Origin of the sequence: Streptomyces sp. ADI95-16 (assembly GCF_003721495.1) — a bacterium.
In the GTDB taxonomy this organism is placed as follows: Bacteria; Actinomycetota; Actinomycetes; order Streptomycetales; family Streptomycetaceae; genus Streptomyces; species Streptomyces goshikiensis.
The window spans coordinates 112,667-134,900 of record NZ_CP033582.1 but is presented as its reverse complement, the minus strand read 5'-3'; the positions used below and the strand labels follow the sequence as shown (position 1 = coordinate 134,900).

Sequence of the window (22,234 nt, the reverse complement as noted above, 5' to 3'; positions counted from 1 at the left end):
TCAGTCCTTTCCGTGCTCGTCGACCAGATGAGCGATGACAGTGGTGTAGCGGAGTACTTCTGAGTCGTCCCACGACACGAAGACGCAGAAATCGTGCAGGTGGAGAAGGGCCTTGAGCGTCGCCGCGCGGTGAACCGACGGGTCGGGCGGGAGTCCGTAACCTTCGATGAACCGTGCCGCTAGGCGGTCCCAGCCGGCCGGATCCACCGAAAGTGGTAGCCGAACCGACAGGGAACGCATTTCGTGAAGCTCGCCCAGTACCCAGCCGACGTCTTGCTGCCAGGTGCCGAGGCCCAGCTCTTCCCCGGTAAGTAGCGCGTCGGTCTCATCTGACTCCGACGGCACGAGCAACCCCAGGCTCGGGTTCCCATGCAGCAATACCCGGGGTCCAGAGCGCAGGCTCTCCAGCCATGAGGCGAGCAGCTGCCAGCGGCGGGTCCCGAGGGCCTCCCGGAGACGCGTGTGCAGCACTGCTGGGGGACCGGCCAGCGGGCTGTCCATCCAGGCTGACAGACGGAGCCAGGTCAGGGGCATGTCAGGGGCTGCGCCGGTCCCTGCCAAGGGTGCGGCGTGAAGTGCTCGAAGCAGCACTCCGAGGTTTTCCAGGAGAGAACCGGCCCTCGCGTGGGCCTGAGGCTCGCGCGAGAAGAGGAGATCGGCTGTGGAGGAGGCGCCTGGGGCCGCGTAGTGGAGCGTGTTGCCGTGTGGTTGGGGCGGGACGAAGCGGGCACCGGGGGGTCTGGTGGTGACTGCCTCAAGAGCGGTGAGGAGTGAGGGGTGCGGAGAGAGGAACGGCTGGGTCCTCCTGTCGCCGGCGCTGCGGACCCACGTCGTCCGTCCGTCCGGAGATCGCGTGATCACGGTCCGGACGTGGCCACTGCCGAAGCGATCGACAACGGTTCCAGGAGGTGTGGTCATGTCGTGCCGGCCTCACCGAGCTCGGTATGGAGTTCCTCGATCATCGGCAGCAGAGTGGTGAGCGGTGCTGCCGTGGATGCCTCGATGTTTCCGGTGGTGATGCTGCGCCCGGGTTCCGGCGCGGCGATCACGACATTGCGGCGGTTCCGGAGCGCAGCCATGTGGGAGCGGAATGCGTAGCTCTCGTATCCTCCCGGCGGCAGTGCGGGTGCTATGCCGATCGGCGCGCTGGTGCATTGCAGGGCCAGCAGCGCGGGGGTGTCGGCTAGTCCTGTCGCGAAGCGGCTGACGAAATGGAAGGTGGCGGGGTAGACGGCAATGGCATCGGCCCACTGGCCGAGCTGGACGTGCGGCGCGGCGACGGGGGAATCGGTGGGCCAGATGTCGTGGAGCACGGGGCTGCCCCCGATCGCAGTGAGGGCCGCTGCAGTGACGAATGTGCTTGCCTGCCGGGTGAGCAGGACCTTTGTTTCGGTCTCGGGGTAAGTCTCACGCAGCCAGCCGAGCCATCCGGGCAGGGAGGAGACACCGAGGGCTCCAGTACCGACGATCAGGAGTCGCTGGGCAGAGAACTTCGGGACCGGTGAGCTCTGTTGCGTCATCTGTGACTCGCAACCATGGCCGCCGCTTCTGCGCGAACGGCTTGGGTGACTGCGTCGAGTGCAGACAGGGACGCGGCTGCTCCGTTCACGGTTTGGAGACCAATCGTGTTGAGGACTACTTCGTCCGCCCCGGCCGCGTAGTAGGCGCGCACGGTACGGAGGATGTCGTCGATACTTCCCACGGCTACGGTTCCGCTGTCGATGAGCCGGGTGGCCGTTGCGAGGAGGTCGTGGGGGTCCACATCGATCCCGGCGAGTTTGAGCATGGCCTGGTAGTGCGGGGCCCGGAGGTGGGCATGGGTAGCGGCCAGGATGACGCGTGTGTGATCGCGCCGTGGGGCGTCGAGCGAGACGTGGACGACTGCGGTTACCCGGGGCCGTGGCCGTTGCGCGCGTTCCGCGCCGCGGGTGAGTGCAGGCAGAAGGACTTGGGCCAGGTAGCTGGGAGGACTCAGCCAGGTGATGGAGACGTCTGAGATTTCGCCAGCGAGTTCAGCCATCCGGGGCCTGAGTACGCCAAGGCCGAGCTGAACCGGCGGGGTGTCCAGGGGTGGGAGAGCGCCGTGCATTCCGTAGTAATCGCCGGCCAGATCCACCATGTCACCGGCCAGGAGGCGCCGGACGATCGTGGTGTACTCCCGTACGGCCCCCAGGGGACTGGAGTAGGAGCTGCCACGCAGCGCCTGGACGAACGGCGCCGACCCGGTGCCGAGTCCGGCAACGAACGGGTGTCCGCTCAGGGCTGCCAGGGACCGGGCCTGGAGGGCGGCCTGGAAGGGGTGGCGCAGTGGCAGGAGCGTCACGCTGGTGCCCACAGGAATGCCGCCGCCGGCGCCGGCGGCGTAGGCGAGCGCCGTGTGTGGTTCGAGTAGGAGCGACTGCCCGGTCCACAGGCGTTCGGCGGCGCCTTCCCGGACCAGGTTTGCGAAGGGAAGAATCTGTTTCCCTTCTGTCGGCATGAAAGGAAGGAGGATGGATATCGTCATGCGCAGGCCTAAGCAATGGGTATTGCGGGACGACGTGCACGGCCAGCAGTCGAAACTGCTGGCCGTGCACCGATTCGACAGGTCCTGAGTCAGCAGCCCCACTTGATGCTGGCGACGACGCTCAGGGAGACGATGGTCTGAGGCGAGGGGGCCTCGTCGGGGGTGACCTCGGTGGCCATCTCGTTCACGTCGGCGTAGGTGTCGAAGCCGGCGGCCAGGTCGATCTCGTTCATAGCGATCTCCTCAAGGAATCCGTTTGCAAATCTGACGGCGCCTGATCGGGACTTCCTGATTGGGTAGTCCCTGAGGGCAAGATCGAAACTAGTCCTGTTTTATTCGTTCATGGAAGTTTTCTTTGATGATCGGTTGAACAGTGTCGGGCTTTTATCAATTCCAGAGAGAAGTGGGAGACGACAGGTTGCGATGGGGGTCGGACGGGTTGATTCCGCCTTCGATGAGGGCATCTCGAACCCGCTCCGTTCGGGTCCGTCCATCCGGGCGGGTCGCGTGACCGACCAGTCCTGAGGCCAGGGCACGGGACCGGTGCTCACCCAGACTGGTGTTGCGCATACCGGGCCGGGCATCATCTGGTTCCCAGGCCATAGCCACCCCGGGAGCCAGCCGCCTGGTGAACGGAGAACCACCACTCCCGAGACCGACGATTCCCTTGACAGCCCCGACAAGCGACGCGAGCACCTCCTGATCCAGACCGTTCAGGTACACCACCACGCCATCGCGCCGCGGCAGCACCGCGCTTGAGGAAGCTGCCTTGGCTCGGTAAGCGACGGCATGTTCTTCCAGGCATTCCAGTGTCCGACCCCAGGCCTCGACAGCAGCGTCGGGTGTCTTGACATGCAGGTACACCCGCAAGACCTGGGCCTCTGGAGGAAGCGGTAGCGACCCGTCGACGAGGAAGAACCCGGGAGAGAGCATGGGGCGGGCCGCCGAAATGCGCACGTGAGCCCGCTGTGCGTCGTCGCTGGTGCGCACAAGCCGGTACGAGTCGAGACGGACACGCACACTGCTCAGCTCTACGACCAGACCGTCCTCCGTCGCAGACAGCACGGGAACGGTGTGCGCGGTGTAGCGGTGAGGTACGGCCTGCGCCAGGAGAGCTTCGAGGTCCCGGTCCTGTGAGGCAGGAGCTCGCTCGGTCTCGCTCTCCGGCCTGCCGACGTGGACGATCTGGTAGAGCGCAGTGGCCAGGTGGGCGGTGAGTGCCTGAGCGGAGGACGCGGTTATTTTCCTCGCCCCCACGGCAGCCGTGAGGCCGCCCCCTTCCACGTGCACCACGTCCAGCAGCTCCTGGAGTTGCTCGGACAACTGCAGTGGCGACTGCGGCCGTGCTCGACCGCCTGTTCTCAAGACTTCGGCCGGTCCGCTCATGCGAGATCCTCTACAAGTCCGAGTGTCAGGATGAACTTGTCCGGCGTGAGCAGTGCTCTTCGCCCGATGCCGGCAGCTGCGCGCGGCAAGGCCGCGAGCCGCGGCGCCGTCCGGGCGCCGGCGAGCAGGCGGTCGAGGAGATGCCAACCGGCGAATGCCACGACCCGCGCGGCCAGGGCGCTGCCTGCGGGCCGCTGCTCCAGATAGCCGTTCCAGAATGCCTGGATAGTGGGACGCGCCAGTCGTATGCCGGAAGTGATCTGCGTCAGCATCTGTTCACGCGATGGTGCCGCGTCACGGTCGGGATCTTCCGATGTTGCAGCGTCCAGCACCGCGCGGTGCAGCAGATCGCCTACGACCCCCCCGAGGTCACGGGCCGCGTCGCCCGCCTGGAATTCCTCAAGGTCGGTGAGGTGGATCCGACCGCTGGCGATCAGGAACTGGTCCAGGCGTAAATCGCAGTGAGCGGCCACCGGTTCGGCCTGCCGCTCCCTTTCAAGGAGCGCCCGCAGGGCGTCCGCCAGGGCAACGTCGTTCTGCAGCAGACTCCACACCTGGAGCTCTGCGGCGGAAGAAGCCTCGAACAGAGCCACTGGAAGACCATCGAGTAGTTCAGCGGACGGGAGCAGCGGTGTGCTCGGCCCACTCTGTCGAAGCTGGTCGACCGGCAGATTGTGCAGATGACCGACCGTGTTGCCCAGTGAGCGAGCAAGGCTGTTTGTCAGACCGTGGTCCTTTACCAGGTCGGCGGCAGTCACGGCATCCTCGACCAGTTCGAACACCATGAGCTGGGATCCGAGTTCGGAGCCCAGACAGCGAGGTGAGAAGAGCTGGGGCTCCGGATACTGCTGCAGGAGCTGCTCAAAGGCCAGACATTGTTGAATCCGTGTCTCGGCCACCTGCTGCGGGCCCTCGAGTTTCTTGACGAAGACGCCCTGGCCGGTATCGGTGGTACCGCTCATGTTGGTATTTCGGCCCGGCAGGTACTTGCGGTCAGGCTGTCCGGCGAGAGTCCCCAGCCCCAGGCTGACGAGGAAGGCATTCACCTCCTGGAACCTCGTGTCATCCGCGGCCGGTACGGGCGCGCTGAGCGTGCTCATCGTTCTCCCCCCTATCTCTCCCCGAAGGGCTCGCGCCCCGGGGACTGGGTATGTACCCGTCATGGCTGTGTGTCCCCGTGCATCGCCCTCCGGATGAGTTCGGCGGCCGCAGCTGGCTGGTCGGCGGTGAAGTAGACACGGCGAGCCATGATCGGCTCGCCCTTGCGGAGCTGCACAGGGAGGGGCTCGGTGAGTTCGAGGGCCATGGTGGTGGCGCTGCTGACCGAGCAAGCCACTGCGTCGTCCTGGTCCAGTAAGCGACGCAGCCCGTGGCTTTGCGCCATGCCGTGCGCAGCACGCACGGTCTGGATTTGATTGATCGGAATGACAAGGGCGCGGAAAGGGCCGGTGCGCAGGTACAGCGTGTCGTCGTCGATCAGGTGAGGGGTACGCATGGTCATCGCGCAGAATCCCACAGTCATGACGAGCGACAAGACCACCCAGACGAGGTGAAGAGGGCGGTAGGCGGGAGGGACCATCGCGTCCACGACGACACTGGTGACGAGATCGGCCGCTGTGACCGCCCAGATGATGGTGCGGGCATCGGCGGAGTGCGGTATCGAGCGGCGTGCGCCGGACAGCGCGACAGGCTTGCGCGCCAGCCAGGCAGCGAGATCGCGGAGCATGGTCTTCGACCAGGTCAGGGCCGATCGCCGGGGCATCGCACCGGCATGGACATGGCTGCGGGTGTCATCATGCACTATGCGTACTCCTCTTGACGCGTAGGCCCGCGGCCAGGGCCAGGGCCCAGCTTCCTGCCACCAGTACGAGTACGGTCGCCGGTCTTCTCAGCGCCGATCCGGCCCGACTCACTATCTGCCCAGGGCGCATTCTGGGGCGGGCACTCTGGACAGGGGTCGGCGCCAGGAGCGCGGACCGCGGGGTCGGCGCGGGACCGAGGCGTGCTCGCTCCAGCCAACCCTGCGCGGGGTCCTCATGCGTGGGAGCGACCGACAGTTCTGCTTCCGTGCTCAACCAGTACTTCTCCCAGCGTTCGATGTCGCCGTGACAAGCGCCGACATAGGCCAGCGTCACGTCGAGGCTGGGCAGGGCTATACCGCGGGCCGCTTCCGACAACGACGTCCCTGAGTAGTTGGCCCTGCTCGCGAGCATGCGGTAGGAGGGGTTTCCCGCCGTCCTCCGCAGCACGCGCAATTCATGGGCGAAGCGTTGCAGGGGGCCGTCAGCGGGGTTGATCGGTGATTCCGGACGTCCCATCTTCTTCTCCAGATCTGTGTAGCGGGTCAGTGAGATGTCTCTGTGCGCCACGGGGCCGGCCCTGGCCCCGCACGGGGCCGGGGCCGAGGCCGAGGTGGTGTCAGATCCAGCCATGCTGCTTTGCCGTCCGGGCTGCCGCGTGGCGGTTGTAGGCACCGAGCTTGGAGACTGCGGACGAAATGTGGTTGCGGACGGTCCCGGCCGACAGCCCCGCTTGCTCCGCGATCTTGGCGATCGAGGCACCATCGGCTGCCAGGCTCAGCACGTCTGTCTCCCGGGGCGTCAGTGGGCAATCGCCGTAGCTGATGGCGTCGGCCGCGAGTTCCGAAGCGATGAAGCGGCGGCCCGCGTGGACGGTGCGGATGATGTTCGCGAGATCGTGCGCGGAGACGGTCTTCGGCAGGAACCCGCGGACGCCAGCTTCCAACGCCCTCTTCAGATGCCCCGGCCGACCGTAACTGGTGAGGATCATGGTGCGGCAGCCGTCGAGCTCCTTGTGCAGCGTTCGCGCGACCTCGATGCCGTCGTGACCGGGCATCTGAAGATCCAGCACGGCCACGTCAGGCCGATGTGCCCTCGCCATGGAGATGGCCTCCCGACCTGTCGCGGCCTCGGCCACGACGGTGAGGTCTTCGTTGAGTGCCAGAAGGCTGGCCAGGGCTCCGCGGATAAGGTGCTCATCGTCTGCGAGCAGAACACGGATACGGTCCGTCACGATCCCCTCCTCTCATGGCCGGTGGCACTCAGTCGGCTCGTCCACGGAAGACAGACGGTGAGGAGGAACTGGCTTTCGCTCTTGGCGCAGCCCGAGACCGTGCCGTCGAGCGGTGCCAGCCGCTCGCGCAGACCAGCCAGACCGCTGCCGCCGGTGCCCGGAACCAGGGGCCCGTACACACCGTCGTTCTCCATGGTCAGAGTCAGAGTGCCCCCCTGCGAGGACAGTTCGATGAGGCACTGCCGTGCTTCGCTGTGTCGCAGCACGTTCGTCACTCCTTCCCTTACTGCCCAGCCCAGGGCCTGCGGGGCCCCCGCCCCGAGGCCTTCTGGGTCACTGACCAGACAACGGATGCCTGCGGAATGCAGCACCGCACGAGCACCTTCCAGCTCAGTTCTCAGGTCCGCGGAGCGGTAGCCCGTCACAACGGCGCGTACCTCTTCCTGAGACTGGTGCGCGATCCGCTGGATCTCGACCATCTGATCGGCGGGCGCGCCCTGACCGCTCAAGGCCGCCGCCAGCTCACTCTTCAAGGCGATCACTGTGAGGTTGCGGCCTAGCACGTCGTGCAGGTCGCGTGCGAACCGCAGCCGCTCCTCGGCGACCGCGAGCCGGGCCTGTATCTCTTGGGACCGCCCCAGTTCGAGCACCACGCCGACTGCCCAGGCCGAGAACCGGTAGGTCAGCGCGAACGCAGCACCACCGATGACGGCGTAGAGCCCAGCTCCGGCCAGTAATTGGATCTCAGTACCCAGGACAACACCACTGAGCCCGACCGTCGTTGCGATCATTGTTAACAGAGCAAGCGCGGCCTTCGGCGGCCAGGCGATCGAGAGAGGGCCTGTGAGGAAGACAAGGGCGCCGGCGAGGAGCAGCTCGGCGGACGACGCACTGAGCTGGGACGGTTCCGCGTTCAACTCGAGCACGACTGCACTGGCTACCATCGTTGCGGCAGCCGCGCCGCTCACCTGGATCCAGTTGCCGAGCTCGGGGCGAGCAGGCAGGGAGTACGGCAGGCAGACACACGTGGCCGTGTGCACGAGGCAGGCCCCGGCGATCACCCAGAACAGATGCCCACCGGTCTGCTCCGCAGGGGTGGCTACGAGCCAGATGCCCACGAGAACGGGTTCCAGCAGGGTCAACAGATACAGCGACGCCCGGGTGTACAGGTGGAACTGCTCGGACCGGCTGCGGCGGCCCGCTCGGCCCACCACTGCGGTGATCCTGCCGTGCCAGTGTCGCCGAATCGGCTCGTGCGACTCTCCGTGGCGCCCCTGCATGATTGAAGCGGTCATTTTCGGGGTTCCCAGCGAAACCAGGTGCGCGCGACCCACACGGCGGCGGCTGTCCACAGCAGGGCACCCCCCAACTGAGGCAGCGCCGCGGACCACACGGCCGTGCCGTCGTCCGTGCCGAGCCAGCCCAGTCGCACCAGTTCCATCACCGGGGTCAGCGGCAGCACACGGCACACCTCGGTGGCCCAGGACGGTAGCGCCTCCAGCGGCATCACCAGACCTGACCCGGCGACTGAGACCAGAATCAGAGGCATGGTGGTCAGCTGAGCCATTTCCACCGTTCGGGTAAATACGGCGGAGCACGCGGCCAGCGCCGCAACGAGAACCGTGCCGATGACCACACCGATCAGCAGCAGCGGCGAGCTCGCCGGAGACTGCACGTCCAGGAGTGCAACGCCGACGCCGAGCACGATGCCGCACTGCGCCCATGCCACTCCCGCCACCGGCATCGCTGTACCCACGAGGATCTCGCTGTCCGACAGAGACCCCGTGCGCAGCCGCTTGAGGACCAGGCCCTCACGGCGTGCGACGTATGCGCCTACGAGTGTCGAGTAGACGACGAAAAGCAGGACCATACCGATCGTGCCGGTCGCCAGGACGGGGCCGGCCAGGAGCTGCTCGTCGTCCCTGGCGGTGAATGTCGACGGGGTGACGGAGTGGATGAACCAGAGCGATCCGAGAGGCAGGACGAGGGCGGAGACGAGGGCGCTCCTGTTCCGGAGCAGCATGATCAGTTCGGTGTGCCCCAGTGCCAACATTCGGCTCCGGCGGGAGGCGAACCCGTTGGAGGCGTACGCGGTCATGAGCTGCTCCTTGCGGGTCGGGACTCTGCGCCGATGGTCATCGCCAGGAAGGCTTCCTCAAGCGATGCGGTTCGTGCGTCCAGCCCTTCCAGACTGATGTGTTGCTCAGCGGCCCAGTTCAGCAGTCGGGTCAGAACGGTCTGGAGGTCCTGGGTGTGGAGCACAACGCTCTGCCCGTCGGTCTGTCGGCGAGCGGTGCCCGGCAGCGACGGCAGGGACTCGGGATGCAGACCTGCGGGAAGGTCGAAGCTGATACGGGAGGGCTGGCCGGCGATGACCTCGGCGGCGGTGCCTTCGGCGACCACACGCCCCTTCTGTAAGATGGCCAGATGGTCGGAGAGCTCTTCCGCCTCCTCCAAGTAATGCGTCGTCAGCAGTACGGTGGTGCCGTCCTGCTGCAACTGCCGCACGATGTCCCAGGTGTCGCGACGCCCTTCGGGGTCCATGCCTGTCGTCGGCTCGTCCAGGAACAGCACCTGCGGGCCGCCGATGACCGCGAGTGCCAGATCCAGCCGACGGCTCTCGCCGCCTGATAACTGCTTGACCGGCACAGTGCGCCGGCCGGTCAGCCCGACCAGGCTCAGTACCTCGGAGACCGTACGAGCGGGAGGGGAACACTTGGACCAGAAGCGTGCGACCTCAGCTACCGTCAGGTCCGCCGGGAAGCCGCCGCTCTGCAGCATGACCCCGGTCAACGGGCGGACTTCGGCCCGCTGGCGGTAGGGGTCATGACCCAGGACGCGTACCTGTCCGCTGTCGGCAGGAGCCAGGCCTTCCATCAGTTCCACCGTGGAGGTCTTGCCCGCTCCGTTCGTCCCGAGCAGGGCGAACACCTCCCCCCGACGGACTTGCAGGCTGACACCTCGCACGGCTTCATACTCCGACCGGCTACCCACCCCGTACGTCCTGCGTACATCACGAACATCGATCACGACGTCGTTCTTGTAATCGTTGACTTTCATGGGTCTCAGCCTCATGTCGCGTGCTGCGACACGGCAGTGCCATATGTAATCAATCTTCACGCCCCCCGCGCGGTCGACCTATGACATATGTCAGAGGTCTGTACGTCCGCAATCGGCGGCAGCCCTCGGCGGTCAGCCCGAGTGGCACACCCAGGTGCTGAATGGGCGCTACCGCCGTGCCGGACGATTCCCCCGTTCGGCACCTCATGATCAAAACTATGGCGGCAATAAGCTGTCAATCTTTTTAACCCCCAATGGTCGATATTTCGCCAACTCCCCGCCTCCCCTATGGGTTGTCTCGTAAGCGATCTTCGACCGGTTGCGGCAGAGCCCCCGCGCACGGGCGACTGGGCCCTGATGGCAGGATGATCGCCCCGACGATCCTGGGGCCATGTCCGTGCACACGCCTGCTGACTACCTCGAACTGGCTCATGCCGAGAGCGACAGCGCCGTACTGCATCGACTCGCGCGGTGTCCGTACCCCTTCGTATGGCAGGCGCTGGCCGCCAATCCCTCCACGGCGCCTGGCACTCTGCTGCAACTGAGCACGGCGCAAGACAGTGCCTGGAACGACAACAGGCTCCTTCTCCTGCTGGCGGAGCATCCGAGCGCGGACCACGCAGTACTGCGAGGCATCCGTGATGCCGTGGCGGCGAAGCTCGCCGAAGGCGAACGGCCCTATGCCGCTGTGCTCGCGCTGGCTGGGCGGACGGAACTCGCGGCGGCAGAACTGCGACAACTCGGGACTCTCCGTGGGGCTTCTGCGCGTCTGCGCAGTCAGCTGGACCGGCACCTCGGGCTCCGTACTTGACCCATACCCATCCCGGTCGACTCCAGGTGAAACGATCTTGGTGTGACTGCAGTGATCACGGCGTCGGTGCCGTCCTGGATAGGCCCCTTCACCGGGCTGAGCCCGCGCTGCTTCGGCAGGCTGGTGACCGCCGTGCGACGCGAGACCGCTGCCGACCTTCAGCGTGGGCGGCCCTGGGGGCTCCCACTTGAGGATCGCATTCTGCTTGTCACGGCCTACTGGCGGACGAACTTGACGATGCGCCAGATCGCTCCGCTGTTCGGCATCTCGAAGTCCGCGGCGGACCGGATCATCGATCACCTCGGGCCGTTGCTCGCGCTGCAGCCGCGCCAGCGGTTCCGCAAAGGCAGCGTGCTGATCGTGGATGGCACCCTGGTGCCCACCCGCGACCATTCGGTGGCCGAGCAGTCGAAGAACTACCGCTACTCAACAGCCCATCAGGTAGTCATCGACGCCGACACCCGCCTGGTCGTCATGGTCGGGCGGCCCCTGCCAGGAAACCGGCACGACTCCCGCGGCTGGGAAGAATCCGGCGCCAAGGCCGCCGTCGGCCAAACGATGACCATCGCAGACGGCGGCTACCAAGGCACCGGACTGGTCATCCCGCACCGCCGGCGCAAAGGCGAGGAACTCCCGGCCTGGAAAGAGGCACACAACCACTCCCACAAGCAGGTCCGGGCCCGCGTCGAGCACACCTTCGCCCGCATGAAGAGCTGGAAGATCCTGCGCGACTGCCGACTCAAAGGCGACGGTGTTCATCACGCGATGCTCGGCATCGCCCGACTGCACAACCTCGCCCTCGCGGGCTAAGCACAGGGGCGGCGCGGCGACCGACCCCTCCACCACCAACTCCGAGATCGTTACGGGACAGCCCTTAGTCGATCACGCTGCCACCCCGGCTGCGGGGCCGTGGGGATGGATGATCAATTCCAAGGTATGCCCGCGGAGGGTGTGGGGTGGGCGGCGGCCGAAATCACCGCGATAGGGTCAGGCGTCAGGGTCGACTTGGGGGTGCGTGAACCGCACGGGCCTGCCCAGTGACCGGGCGTAGGCGATTTCGGCTCGGGTGCTGTCTCCGATGTAGTTGCCGACTACGAGCACCTCATCAGCGAGCCGGATCTTCGCTCGGTGCAGTTCGCCGAGTCGAACCTTCAGCGCCTCGGCCTCGACGGGATCGGACCCAAGTTCGTGCGGCGACTTCATGTCACAGCCCGGTTTGACGACAATCTTGCCGGCTTTGGTCTCCCACAGATCGGCCTCGGTCATCTCGGTCATGAAGCGGGTGGAGCCGCAGATCACGACGATACGCGGGAGGCTCAACAGCTTCTTCGCGTCGGCGAGCTTCTCCTCGGGGGTGAGAAGGTGCGGGTATGACACTGGTTCCTCCTGGTGGTGTGGTCCAAGGGGTGCCTGCGGAGACGAGAACGAGGGTGTCCAAGATCGTTTTCTGACGAACGACGTGGACACCCTCGCGACAGCACTCTATGCGGCGACCGACGACATGCTGAAGGAGTATCCCGAGCTGGCGCCGTGGCGCCCAGCCGGCCGTGCATTGCACCCCGCCTGAGTGATGCGGACGCCTGTAGGACCAGGTGGCCCGGCCGTCGCCATCCCAGGCGAGCTCGAAGGCGCCGGATGCGCGCCGGACACCCTTGATCCGTAACCCGGGGCGGAACTGGCAGCCGGGGGAGCGTAGGTCGGGCAAGAAGGTGCCCAGGACGACGCGACGGAAGCGCCGGCGTTGGGCGGGGGTGAGGTGCTGGAGGTCGGTGGTGAAGCGGGGGGTCTCGAAGGTTGGCATGCTGGTCTCCTCCAGGAAGCGCGAAGCCCTCCGGCGCGGGCCGGAGGGCGGGGTATAGAAGGGCGTGTGCGGTGATCTCGGTCACCGGTGGGCTGGATCGTGCTCGGCGTCCGGTGGTGAGTTCCGGTAGGTGCGGCACGGCGGGTGGTGAGTCATCGGTGAGTGCGGCTCTGTGGGTGGTGAGTGAATTGGTGACTCACCGGTGCGTACGGGCTGGTGAGCGGTGACCGAATCGGTGAGTCACCGGTGCGTGGCGGCAGGGCCCGGAGAGCGATGACATTCGCTCCCGGTGCGGGGCCGCCTCAGCCTGAAGGGCCTGGAAAGAGAGTCGGGCCGCTGTTCCCGCCTGGCGGGATGTACCGCTGCTCGGCCCTTTTTTGTTCAGAAGCCGGTGTCTCGTGGCGGGCGATGGACGCCAGCGGCTGCGGAGGCGAGAACGGGGAGCGCTTGTAGTCGACTGGGGAGAACAGTGGCGCGTAACTGGCAGCTGAAATGTTGGCGAGTTTTTGAGAGCACTGTTCCGGCGTGTCGGACAGACTGGCGTTGTCAGTCGCGCGCAGCCGCTGACGCTGGGGCAGCACGGGATTACGTGTCAAGGCGCGCCCTGCGGGCCCAGACAACGGTCGCGAAGGGGCAAGTGTGTCACTGGGGGTGAGCTTGAGTAGCCCGCCTCACGATTCGACGGACTTCGGCAGCAGTAGACCCGCTGGTGGGCATGCCATTACGCCATCATCGAAGATCGGTGGCGCCGTCCATGACCCGGCCCCTTGCAAGTTCACCGAGCCGCCGGTGAATTTGGTGCCGCGGAAGCTCACTGTGCCGCCGGTGAACTCCACGCCGCGGAAGGTCACGTACCCGCCGGCGAACGTCGCATAGTCGAAGGACACGTTGCCGCCGATGAACACGGCAGCCTGGAAGCCCACCCTGCTGGCTGCGAATGTCGCTCTGTCGAAGCTCACGTTGCCGCCGGCGAACACGGCATGGCGAAAGCTCAGCAAGCCGCCGGTGAACTCGGCACGACGGAAGCTCACGTATCCGCCCGTGAAGCGGGCTCCGCGGAAACTGCCGCCGTCGAAGACTGTGCCGGTGAAGTCGAAGTCGTAGCCCTCCCAGGAGGCTGCGGTCCCACTGATTCGCGGGTTCAGATGATCGCGGATGACGCGGATCACCGTGTGTCGAACCTCGCGGTCGGCCTGCCAGGCCAGCCGTTCCTGGACCGAAGCCGACTCGGACGGCTCGGCCGGATAGGGCATGCGCAGGTACGCGCACAGCACATCGATGCAGATCTGTCGGCGTGCGCGTTCCGCCCAGTCATCCGCCAGACCGGCCATCGCATGGACGCCGGCCAGGCGGCAGGCGGGCTCTTCATGTCCCAGCAGCCCGGCGGCCATGGCAAATTGCTCGTTCAGCAGCCGAGCCTGCTCGTGGTGCAGTTCCTCCTGAGCACTACGGCGCAGTTGCCTGGAGGAGGACCAGGCCGCGAACCACGCAATCATGCCGCCAATGAGAGTGGCCGCCGGGACCGCCCACCAGGGGGCGCCCGAGGTCTCCCCTTGCCCCTGAGGAGACAAGCTCGCGGCAAGAATCAGTCGGACACTGCCTACCGCACTGGTCAGCGTCGTCATGGCGGTCACCCTAGCCCGAGGTCGAACGCCTCCCAGCAGGACAGACCCGTACGAGAACAGATTCACCCGTGCGTCGCTCACCCAGCCTTGCCACTCCCGCCTGCACAGCACGACCTGCGTACTCGGAGCCCGCCACCGCCCAGAACACAACCAAGTCTGGCGCAAGCCTCACGTGTTCTCAGAACTCGGCGACATTGCCATTATGTGGAACGAGGCGTTCGTATCGGCTGACCAACAGACGTTTCTCAAAATTCGCCTACGCAGCCAACGCCGGCGACCACAGGGGGTGGAGCGTCGGCTGCGGCCTACAACGACACCGTGGCCGCTGAGGTCTGCGAGGCGCTGAGGGTGGCGACCGAGCCGCGCATCGTCGCCGCCAGCCGCCTACCGGTCATGGAGATTGCCGGGGTGCCGCACGAGCTGATCCGCTGGACCGCCCGGCGCAGCGACCAGATCGCCGCCTCCCTTTCCGAGCGGGAGCACGAGTACGTCACCGCCGTCGACGACGATGGCGGGCTCCGCTTCCTGCCCGTGGTCTCGGATAGGGCGCGCGTCAGGTTGAACCGGATCGCCCGGATGCTGCGGGCCGTGTCCTGTCGCACGCTGGGGGTATGGAGTATGCGCCGATCCTGGTGCACCGGATCTCCCCGGCCGGCGGTCGGCGGGTCGTGATCCGGATCCGCGGTGTCGACACGGTCCTCGGGGTGGCGTTTTCCGATGCGGATCTGATCGAGTTCCTGCGGCGCATCGACATCCCGGGTCCGGACGAGCTCGTCCTTGGTGATTCCGAAGTCATCGCATGGCAGGGCGGGCAGCCACACCAATACGAGTAGGCGCGCTGGACCCGGGCCGGGCTGCCGTGGGTGCGCGGTCGCTGGGCTTGGCGGGTGTGACCACGGGGGTGAAAGAAGGGGGGAGAGATGGGGGGTGAGGTCAGGGGAGAGGTGGGGGGAGAGATGGGGGGAGCCGGTTTCCGTGTCCTTACGGCATCGTGCCTGGTCAGACGCTGAATCGCAGCCGGTGACTAGCCAGACTTATAGGTAGGAGGGGGTAGGGAGTGGCGAAAGGGCTGAGGGGGCGTGAGCGGCTTGAAAGGAGGCGTGAGGACGGGGGAGAGGGCTGAGAAGAGAAAAGGGGACGAGGTGGGGGAGAGGGGGAGGAGGAGTGGGCTGGTCGAGGTAGCGGCTGAGAGGGAATGGTGGGGGTGGTGGGTGACACTGTTCTGGCCGGTGGGCCTGAGGGGCGCTGTCTCGCAGGGGTCGGGGGGCGGTGTGGTCCGTCACGGGGTTGCGTACGCCGGCCCGGGGCCGGAGTGCGTGTGTAAGCGACGACTGCGGCGGCGTCGTCCCGGTCGGCTGGTGCCGCGAGCACGGGCGGGCTGCCGAGCCGGTGATGGAGTGGCACCTGTCGACTATGTCCCGGACACCCACAACACACTGACCCACGACCCCCGGTACGCGCACGTGTCGGGCGGTCAGGTGCTCCAGGACGGCGACGGAGGCCACCTGAATGTCGCCCAGGACTCCCTCACCCGGGTCCTGCGAGGTGTCTGCGACAACCCGGAGAACTTCGCGAACCTGTACGACGCCGAACGCGCCCAGGCCGCTCGCACGCTCGACGGGGCGAGCGCCTCCTACGGCAGCGACAAGGACTGGGAGAACCGGACCGCGGACGTCGGCATGGGCTCAGGTGTCTTCAACGCGATCGGGGCCGACGTGGTTCTCGACCAGAGGGACTCCAAGAAAGCCTGGATCGATGACGTGGCCCGCTACTCCTACCACGGAGTCGGCGCACCCCTGACGCTCATCCCGGGCATCGGGGACACCGCCCAGCGCATGGTGGACGCGGCCACCTACGAATGGTCGAAGGACGTCAAGGCGGAGGCCGACCAGATCGCGAACGTCGGCGTCGCCAAGGAGATGGGGGCCAAGGCGCAGGGCTCCCACGATCTGATCAACCAGTGGGCCGGCAGCCGCGGAAGGGACCCGATGACGGACAGCGTCGTCAACTATCTGCGGGACCAGTCGGACCTCCACTACAGCGCCTCGCGCAATCAAGCACTCGCCGACCTGCACAGGGGACTGTCCTGATGAAGAAGTCCATCGCCGTTGCCGCAGCCGCCGCAGTCCTGGCGGCAGGAGGCGGGGTCGTGTACGCGACCGGGGTGTTCGACACATGGCGTGACGGCCGTGCGCTGGCCGACGGCTGCGGGGAGATGGTGGACGCGGCCGAGGTGAAGCAGCTCCTCGGCGCCGAACGGGTGCGCGGGCGGAGCCTGGGCGGCCTCGGCTGCCGCGCCTTCGATCCCGGCGGCAAGGCGTCGGTGACGGTGGAGCGCGGGAGCGCCCCCGGCTCGGTGGTGCAGCACGCCCGGCAGATCCTTGCGAAGGACCCGGAGTCGCTCCTCGTACCGGTGGGCGGAGGCTGGCTCGCCCTCGTGGGGGTCGGCGGTGGCGGAGAGACGTACGCGACCGCCCTGCTGCCCTGCGGCAACGAGTCGGCCGGGGACGATCTCGTCGTCGGCATGACCGCCGTGCGGGCCAAGGGCGGTGGCACCCTGGAGGAGCGGCGGGAGGGGCTGGCGGCACTGGTGACCCGGGCACTGAAGCAGGCCGCGGCCGCGAAAGGGTGCGAGCCGGCACACGCCGACAAGCCCCAGATGCCTTCCGGCGCGTTCACGGACCTGAAGAAGGCCGGTGCGGCGACGGGCACGTGCCGGGACACGGGTCTCCCGAGCTACGAGACGGAGTCCTACGCTTCCGCGCCCATCGAGCAGTGCCTCCTCGCCGGCGCGGCGGGCGAACCGACCTTCCGGCTCGCCGCCTACTACGGCCCCTACCCCAACGCCCCGCGGCATGACCCGTCCAGGAGCCCGGACGACTACACGGCCCCCTCGGGAACCACCTCGGGCAAGTCCTGGACGACGGCGGCCTGCCCCACGGGGGAGGCCCTGTTCACGATGGAAGCCCTCCTCCCCGGAGCGGAACCCTCCGCCGAGGCCCGCAAGGCGTTCCCCACCTTCGCGGCCGCGTCGGCGAAGCGACACGGATGCGAACCCCCCGCGTCCTGAAACCGAAAGAGCCCCTCAGGGTTGAAGGCGTGATGCCGGCGGGGGAGAGCCGGTAGGTTGCCTGTCATGGCTGAGCTTGGACCCGTTGTCTGGCCGCCCGCCCCGTTGCGGACCGAGCGGCTCGTGCTGCGCGAGTCCGAGGCCCGCGACCGTGCGGCGTACATCGACCTGTTCGCCTCGTCGGAGGTGCGGACGTACCTCGGTGGCCCCCGACCACGTGCTGAACTTGAGAGTGCGGTGCCCGAAGTGCCCGGGCGGCGCCCTGGCGTGCTGGTGGTCGAGCACGACGGGGCGATGATCGGCATCGTCACGCTCGACCGCCGGGACGCGCAGCGTCCGGGGCACGTCCGCCCTGATGCCGCCGGGGAGGCCGAGCTCAGCTACATGCTCCTGCCGGAGGCATGGGGACGCGGGTACGCCCATGAGGCATGCGCGGCGGCGCTCGGCTGGTTCGCCGACGCGTTTCCCAGCGAGCCGGTGGTGCTCTGCACCCAGGTGGCCAACGACCGCTCGGTACGTGTCGCGGAGAAACTGGGCTTCACCGAGATGGAGCGGTTCGAGGAGTTCGGCGCCCAGCAGTGGTTCGGCGCGTGGTCCCCGGTCCCGCGCTCTGGATGAGCGCGTACTCGACCACCGATCGGGGTTCCACCTCCGCCAGGCATGTAAGGCGGCGGGCGGTAGGCGGCGATCCAGTCCTGAGAGCCGATGAAGGCCCTCATTCGCCGGCCTTATGACGGTTCAAGTTGTCAGGACCAGGACGATGGTCGCGCCAAGCCGCCGGCGCGCGGCGATCAGGAGCGCCGCCCTGGCCGGTAGCGGCTCGTCACAGCTGTCTATAGGCTGCGCAAGTTATGTGTGTTCCCGGCCGGGGATTGAGTGTGTTCCGGGTGGCTGGGTGAGCCGGGGGCGTAGGCACGAGATGAAGCGTGGCGGGAAAGCCGTGGGAATCCTCTTCGGCTGCGTCTTGGGCGCTTTTGGCCTGTTTGTCGTCGGTAAGACTGTCTTCGCACCGGCGCAGGCGCCGGTGCCGCTCGTGGGTGTCCCGGCTTCAACCGGTACCCCGAGGGCGATGGCGTCACTGTCACCCGAGGCCGCGGCCTTGCGTGAGCAGCTTGTCTCCTTCCTGACGTTGGCCGGTGATCCGGGCCACCCGGGAGCGGAGCGCTGGTTCCCCGGTGGTGCCTGGGAACTGGACGGCTTCACCTACAGTCCTCTTTCGCCCATCACGGACCCCGGCGCCGGCGATCGTTTCGACGGGACCGCCCGGGTGCACCATCGGGAACTGTCGAAGGCCGATACCGACACGGTGCTGCGTGCCGTCTCGCGGAACGGGCTGGCCATCCCCTCGACGCTGGAGATCACCTCGGCGTCACGGGCCGACAAGGACTGGACCCTGGGCTTCAAGCTCAAGGCCAAGGGCGGCGTCCTGGTGACGGGGCAGGCGAGGTTCACCACTCGGGACTCCAGCGACCCGGTCATCTTGCGCCTCACCTACGACAACTGACGTTGCCGGTTTCGCCCGTATTGGGGCTGGTCTTGCAGGCGGATCTGGAAAAGCCGGGTGTGTGGCCTGGAGGTCAACGGCGCGGTGAAGCAGAGCGGCTGCTCCTACCTGCAGCTCTTCGACTGCTGGAGTGGCACGAGCAATCGACCGACCGTAGGTACAGCCGTACGGTCCTCAGTGGGCGGGCGCTCCGAATTCCGCGTGCTGGGTGTGGAAGGCGTATTCCGCGTCGTCATCCGAGGGCGGTGCCGAGAATATGATCCGGCGTGCTTCTGCCCGTGCCTGCGCCATGAGCACTTCAAATTGTTCGTCCCATCGAGCGCACCTCCTCAACCCTTTCGCAGGTGATTCGCGGCGCACGGACGACCGGATTGGTTCACCGGCCGGCCGAGCACTGGATCACGGTCGTCGTCTCGGCGACGCCACACCTGGCGCCCCACCCCCGACCGGTGGGACGCCGGCGGCGCGGATCGCCGTCAGCGCGGCAGCGTGTCCACGAAAGGCTGCGGGTGCCTCTGGCGGCCTGGCGGAGGTGGGGCGAATGGCTCGGGTGGGCCGGGCCGCGGTGGTGAACCGGCGCCGGCTGCGGGGCCCGCCTGATCCGAGCCATCGTCACGGCCGGCGTCACCCGTCCGCGAGTGAGTGGGCCCCTAGCCGCCCCGTCCGGCGTGCTGGCCGACGCCCACTCCTAGGCTGTGTCGGCCACGGGGCCGCAGGATGCGCTCGCCCGCGGCCCGCGTCGGAGTGGCATACCCGCCTCGCATCCACCGGCCGCGATGACCGGCGACGGACAGACCGTCACCCTCCACGGCCAGGCGGACGGCGGTCAACCTCCATGCCGCCTGACACCAAACGACACGGGTGTCTGACCAGTCAGCTCCGCGGCGCCGCCGGGTCCGGCAGGGGGTTCCCCTCGCACTCGGCGTCTGCGGCCGGTATCCGGCCGTCGACGAGGAAGCCGTCCACATAGGCGTCCACGCACGCGTTGCCCGCCTGGTACTGGCCGTGGTCACCGCCGTGGACGGTGATCAGTCGCGATCCCTTGAGCCCCCGGTGGGCCCGCACCGCGCCCTCGTAGTGCGTCGCCGGGTCGTGCGTCGAGTTGAGCATCAGGACGGGCGGCAGCCCCTCACCCGTGACGTTGACGTGCGGCGCCTTGGACTTCGGCCACTGCGCGCAGATTGATGCGAACGTGAGCTCCCGCGCTCCGGCCATCGGGTTCGTACGGGTGTCCGTGGCGCTCTTCCTCACCCAGTACCCGGTGTCGCGGGTCCACGGTGTGTCCGAGCAGGTGACGGAGAAGAAGTCGGCGGCGAACCCGGCACCCATCGGGTGCTTGAGGTTCTGCGCGATGGCCTGACGGGCGGCCGGCGGCGCGCTGTCCGGGTGTTCCAGGACGCCCAGGGCCATCGCCAGGTCGGGGAAGCTCTTGCCGCTGTAGATCAGGCTGGTCGTGGCGGCGTCGAGGTGGTTGGGCGTGATGACGGTCCCGTTGAGGTTCAGCGGGTGGTCGTGGAGCTGGCCGCGCAGCCGCTCGTAGCTCGCCTTGGCCTCCTCGGGGGTGCTGCCCTGGTGGTAGGTGGCGTCGTTCTTCGCGAGCCACGGCAGGAAGTCCTGCTCGAACCGGCGCTGGAAGCTCAGCGGCTGGCCGGTCAGGAAGGACTGCCAGCTGCCGGTGAAGTCCACATTGCTGTCGAGGACGACCCGGTCGACCCGGCTCGGGAACTCGGTCGCGTAGTAGGCGCCGAGGAAGGAGGCGTACGACGGGCCGTAGTAGGAGACCTTCTCCGCTCCGAGCAGCGAGCGGTACAGGTCCATGTCGTGCACGGCCTGGTCGGTGGTGATGTACGGCAGTAGATCGCCCGAGTTGCGCTTGCAGTCCTGTACGAAGTCCCGTGTCCGCTCCAGGGTCTGACGGACCGCCTGGTCGGACCGGTCGCGCAGGTCGCCGCTGCCGAACAGGGCGTCGACCTTGTCCTGGTCCGCGCAGATCACGTTCGTACTGGCGCCTACGCCGCGCTGGTCGAAGCTCACGATGTCGTACGCCGCCGCCAGCTTGGGCGAGTACGTGGCCAGCCGCGCGGGCCGGGGCAGGCCCGAGGCGCCGGGGCCGCCGGCCGCCATCATCAGGACGCCGCGCCGTGCTGCGGGGTCCGTGGCCCGGTGCCGGGACACCTCGACGGTGAGGCTCGCTGCCTTGTCGGGGTGGTACCAGTCGCGCGGGACCGACATCGCGGCGCACTCCAGCGACGCGGTGCCCGTACACGGCTGCCAGTCGAGCTGCTGACTGCGGTAGCGGTCCGGTACCGGAGGTGCGCCGGCCGGTGCGGCGGCGCTCGCCGCGCCTGCAGGCAAGGCCGCCGCGGCAAGAACCACGCACGCGGTGGCCGTAACCGCAGCCCATCGTGTTGGCTTCCTGAACAAGTGCATTCCGTGTGCTCCCCGTTGGATCTTCTTGCTCTTCGCTCCGATCCTCCCCGCAGGGGGAGACTGGGGCGATCCTGCTGTCACCCGTAATGAGGGTGGCACTAGGACCACCCCGCGCCACGCGTCCAGCCTGGAACGACCCCTCCGCTACCGGGCCCATCCCATTCCCGGTTCGGCGAGGGCTGCGCGTTGCTCGGAGTCGCGGCGTTCGCGGCGTTGTTTCTGGTCGGCGATCCAGATGCCGGTACGGTGTTCGCCGCCGTCGGGGGATCCCACGCCGGCGGCGCCCGAACCGGCGCCCCGCACGCGACCCAAGTGGCCGACCGCTTCCACCTCTGGCAGAACCTTGGCACCGCCGTCGAAGCCGGCGTCCGACTCCACATCAACTGCCTCAAGGCGGCTTTCACCAGCCCTGATGACCGTTTGAGCAATACGGCGACTCGGGGTCCCAGTCCCCTACGACCCGCTCCACCTCGTGGTCGGCCAGGTGAGGCAGGAGCGCGACCGCGGCCTCTGCACGGAACCGAGCCTTACTCAATCGGCACGTTGCTCCGCGGCGTGGGCCGCAGGAGGATCCCGTGGGCTGCGGCCGTGTCTCCCGGCCGCAGCGTCCACGGCACGGACTCGTTCTCGGCGAGCCACCCGTCGGCCAGGAGCTGCTGGACGACGAACTCGCGGAGCTTCGGCGGCCAGCCCAGGGTGGAGCACAGCTGGCCGTACGAGGGGCCGTGCTCGTGCCAGCTCCGGAACACGGCGGTGGCCTGCGCGGCTTGCTGGCCGTGGCCGGGGTTCAGCTCCTTCCAGGCGTCGTACGCGTCACGCACCTGCCGGGGGGTCTGGCCGGTGCAGCGGGTGGCCGTGTGGTGGTGTCATTGCCCAGCCGGAGCCCCACAGTCAGGGTCACGTCTGTGCGGACGAGGGGGTTGTCGGGCGCGAGTTGGTCGTCCAGCCAGATGACAGCGGACGGGTCGCCCTGGCCCCGGGCGGCCGCCGGGATTTCGAGGACCTTGG

At 67.5% G+C, this 22,234-nt stretch carries 24 protein-coding genes and 1 pseudogene; 8 read left to right on the top strand and 17 right to left on the bottom strand.

Annotated features, from left to right (window positions below; translation table 11 throughout):
• The 11 genes from EES41_RS44300 to EES41_RS37475 all read right to left on the bottom strand — a co-directional run bounded on the left by EES41_RS44300 (position 1) and on the right by EES41_RS37475 (position 9,985).
• Entirely contained in the window at positions 1-501 is a 501-nt protein-coding gene (locus EES41_RS44300; protein ID WP_367995817.1) for a hypothetical protein, read from the bottom strand.
• A 413-nt stretch (positions 502-914) separates the two neighbouring features.
• Positions 915-1,520 (bottom strand): flavoprotein, encoded by a 606-nt coding sequence (locus tag EES41_RS37515; protein ID WP_123083030.1) that lies wholly within the window; start codon positions 1,518-1,520, stop codon positions 915-917.
• Entirely contained in the window at positions 1,517-2,506 is a 990-nt protein-coding gene (locus EES41_RS37510) for an LLM class flavin-dependent oxidoreductase (RefSeq protein ID WP_123083397.1), read from the bottom strand. Before EES41_RS37510 ends, EES41_RS37515 begins: the two co-directional genes overlap by 4 nt.
• Positions 2,507-2,595: 89 nt before the next feature.
• The gene (locus EES41_RS41900; RefSeq protein WP_164496181.1) at positions 2,596-2,739 is read right to left on the bottom strand and encodes a hypothetical protein; all 144 of its coding nucleotides are present in this window, start codon (positions 2,737-2,739) and stop codon (positions 2,596-2,598) included.
• Positions 2,740-2,893: 154 nt separating this feature from the next.
• Positions 2,894-3,892, bottom strand: a complete 999-nt coding sequence (locus EES41_RS37505) for a T3SS effector HopA1 family protein (protein ID WP_164496180.1) — start codon at positions 3,890-3,892, stop codon at positions 2,894-2,896.
• Positions 3,889-4,992, bottom strand: coding sequence for a class V lanthionine synthetase subunit LxmK (lxmK, locus tag EES41_RS37500; RefSeq protein ID WP_123083028.1), 1,104 nt, complete (start codon positions 4,990-4,992; stop codon positions 3,889-3,891). The genes EES41_RS37505 and lxmK overlap by 4 nt, the downstream gene beginning before the upstream one ends.
• Before the next feature lie 59 nt (positions 4,993-5,051).
• Positions 5,052-5,693, bottom strand: a complete 642-nt coding sequence (locus EES41_RS37495) for a hypothetical protein (protein ID WP_164496179.1) — start codon at positions 5,691-5,693, stop codon at positions 5,052-5,054.
• Positions 5,694-6,310: 617 nt separating this feature from the next.
• Complete coding sequence (locus tag EES41_RS37490) at positions 6,311-6,925, bottom strand: response regulator transcription factor (RefSeq protein ID WP_254211858.1); 615 nt, start codon at positions 6,923-6,925, stop codon at positions 6,311-6,313.
• Positions 6,922-8,220 carry a sensor histidine kinase gene (locus EES41_RS37485; RefSeq protein WP_254211857.1) on the bottom strand — a complete coding sequence of 433 codons (1,299 nt, stop codon included), beginning with the start codon at positions 8,218-8,220 and terminating at the stop codon, positions 6,922-6,924. The genes EES41_RS37490 and EES41_RS37485 overlap by 4 nt, the downstream gene beginning before the upstream one ends.
• Complete coding sequence (locus EES41_RS37480; protein WP_123083026.1) at positions 8,217-9,023, bottom strand: ABC transporter permease; 807 nt, start codon at positions 9,021-9,023, stop codon at positions 8,217-8,219. The genes EES41_RS37485 and EES41_RS37480 overlap by 4 nt, the downstream gene beginning before the upstream one ends.
• Positions 9,020-9,985 carry an ABC transporter ATP-binding protein gene (locus EES41_RS37475; RefSeq protein WP_123083025.1) on the bottom strand — a complete coding sequence of 322 codons (966 nt, stop codon included), beginning with the start codon at positions 9,983-9,985 and terminating at the stop codon, positions 9,020-9,022. The genes EES41_RS37480 and EES41_RS37475 overlap by 4 nt, the downstream gene beginning before the upstream one ends.
• 391 nt (positions 9,986-10,376) lie before the next feature.
• On the opposite strand from EES41_RS37475, the gene EES41_RS37470 reads away from it, so the two are divergent.
• On the top strand, positions 10,377-10,796 hold the full coding sequence (locus EES41_RS37470) for a hypothetical protein (RefSeq protein ID WP_254211856.1): 420 nt from the start codon (positions 10,377-10,379) through the stop codon (positions 10,794-10,796).
• Positions 10,797-10,838: 42 nt separating this feature from the next.
• A complete protein-coding gene (locus tag EES41_RS37465; RefSeq protein WP_123083024.1) occupies positions 10,839-11,606 on the top strand; it encodes a transposase in 768 nt (255 codons plus the stop codon).
• Between the two features lie 177 nt (positions 11,607-11,783).
• Here the strand turns inward: EES41_RS37465 and EES41_RS37460 are convergent, their stop codons facing one another.
• Entirely contained in the window at positions 11,784-12,173 is a 390-nt protein-coding gene (locus EES41_RS37460) for a hypothetical protein (protein WP_123083023.1), read from the bottom strand.
• 70 nt (positions 12,174-12,243) lie between these two features.
• Between EES41_RS37460 and EES41_RS43490 the strand changes: the two are divergent.
• Positions 12,244-12,374: pseudogene (locus tag EES41_RS43490) on the top strand (IS982 family transposase); the annotation flags it as partial.
• A gap of 894 nt (positions 12,375-13,268) precedes the next feature.
• Here EES41_RS43490 and EES41_RS37445 read toward each other — a convergent pair.
• Positions 13,269-14,222, bottom strand: coding sequence for a pentapeptide repeat-containing protein (locus EES41_RS37445; RefSeq protein ID WP_123083022.1), 954 nt, complete (start codon positions 14,220-14,222; stop codon positions 13,269-13,271).
• Between the two features lie 305 nt (positions 14,223-14,527).
• The gene (locus EES41_RS42505) at positions 14,528-14,824 is read right to left on the bottom strand and encodes a hypothetical protein (RefSeq protein ID WP_123083021.1); all 297 of its coding nucleotides are present in this window, start codon (positions 14,822-14,824) and stop codon (positions 14,528-14,530) included.
• A 9-nt stretch (positions 14,825-14,833) separates the two neighbouring features.
• Here EES41_RS42505 and EES41_RS37435 point away from each other — a divergent pair, with 9 nt between their 5' ends.
• The 5 genes from EES41_RS37435 (at position 14,834) to EES41_RS37415 (ending at position 18,796) form a co-directional block, all read left to right on the top strand.
• Entirely contained in the window at positions 14,834-15,055 is a 222-nt protein-coding gene (locus EES41_RS37435; protein ID WP_123083020.1) for a hypothetical protein, read from the top strand.
• A 564-nt stretch (positions 15,056-15,619) separates the two neighbouring features.
• Positions 15,620-16,312: a hypothetical protein gene (locus tag EES41_RS37430; RefSeq protein WP_123083019.1), complete on the top strand. Its 693-nt coding sequence runs from the start codon at positions 15,620-15,622 to the stop codon at positions 16,310-16,312.
• Complete coding sequence (locus EES41_RS37425; RefSeq protein WP_123083018.1) at positions 16,312-17,292, top strand: hypothetical protein; 981 nt, start codon at positions 16,312-16,314, stop codon at positions 17,290-17,292. Before EES41_RS37430 ends, EES41_RS37425 begins: the two co-directional genes overlap by 1 nt.
• Positions 17,293-17,358: 66 nt before the next feature.
• Entirely contained in the window at positions 17,359-17,910 is a 552-nt protein-coding gene (locus tag EES41_RS37420) for a GNAT family N-acetyltransferase (RefSeq protein ID WP_123083017.1), read from the top strand.
• 322 nt (positions 17,911-18,232) lie between these two features.
• On the top strand, positions 18,233-18,796 hold the full coding sequence (locus tag EES41_RS37415; RefSeq protein ID WP_164496178.1) for a hypothetical protein: 564 nt from the start codon (positions 18,233-18,235) through the stop codon (positions 18,794-18,796).
• Between the two features lie 873 nt (positions 18,797-19,669).
• Here EES41_RS37415 and EES41_RS37410 read toward each other — a convergent pair.
• The 3 genes from EES41_RS37410 to EES41_RS41885 form a co-directional block, all read right to left on the bottom strand.
• A complete protein-coding gene (locus EES41_RS37410) occupies positions 19,670-21,151 on the bottom strand; it encodes an alpha/beta hydrolase (protein ID WP_367995816.1) in 1,482 nt (493 codons plus the stop codon).
• A 219-nt stretch (positions 21,152-21,370) separates the two neighbouring features.
• The gene (locus EES41_RS42215) at positions 21,371-21,604 is read right to left on the bottom strand and encodes a hypothetical protein (RefSeq protein ID WP_174261871.1); all 234 of its coding nucleotides are present in this window, start codon (positions 21,602-21,604) and stop codon (positions 21,371-21,373) included.
• 149 nt (positions 21,605-21,753) lie between these two features.
• Positions 21,754-22,047: a hypothetical protein gene (locus EES41_RS41885; RefSeq protein WP_164496153.1), complete on the bottom strand. Its 294-nt coding sequence runs from the start codon at positions 22,045-22,047 to the stop codon at positions 21,754-21,756.
• Positions 22,048-22,234: the final 187 nt, after the last annotated feature.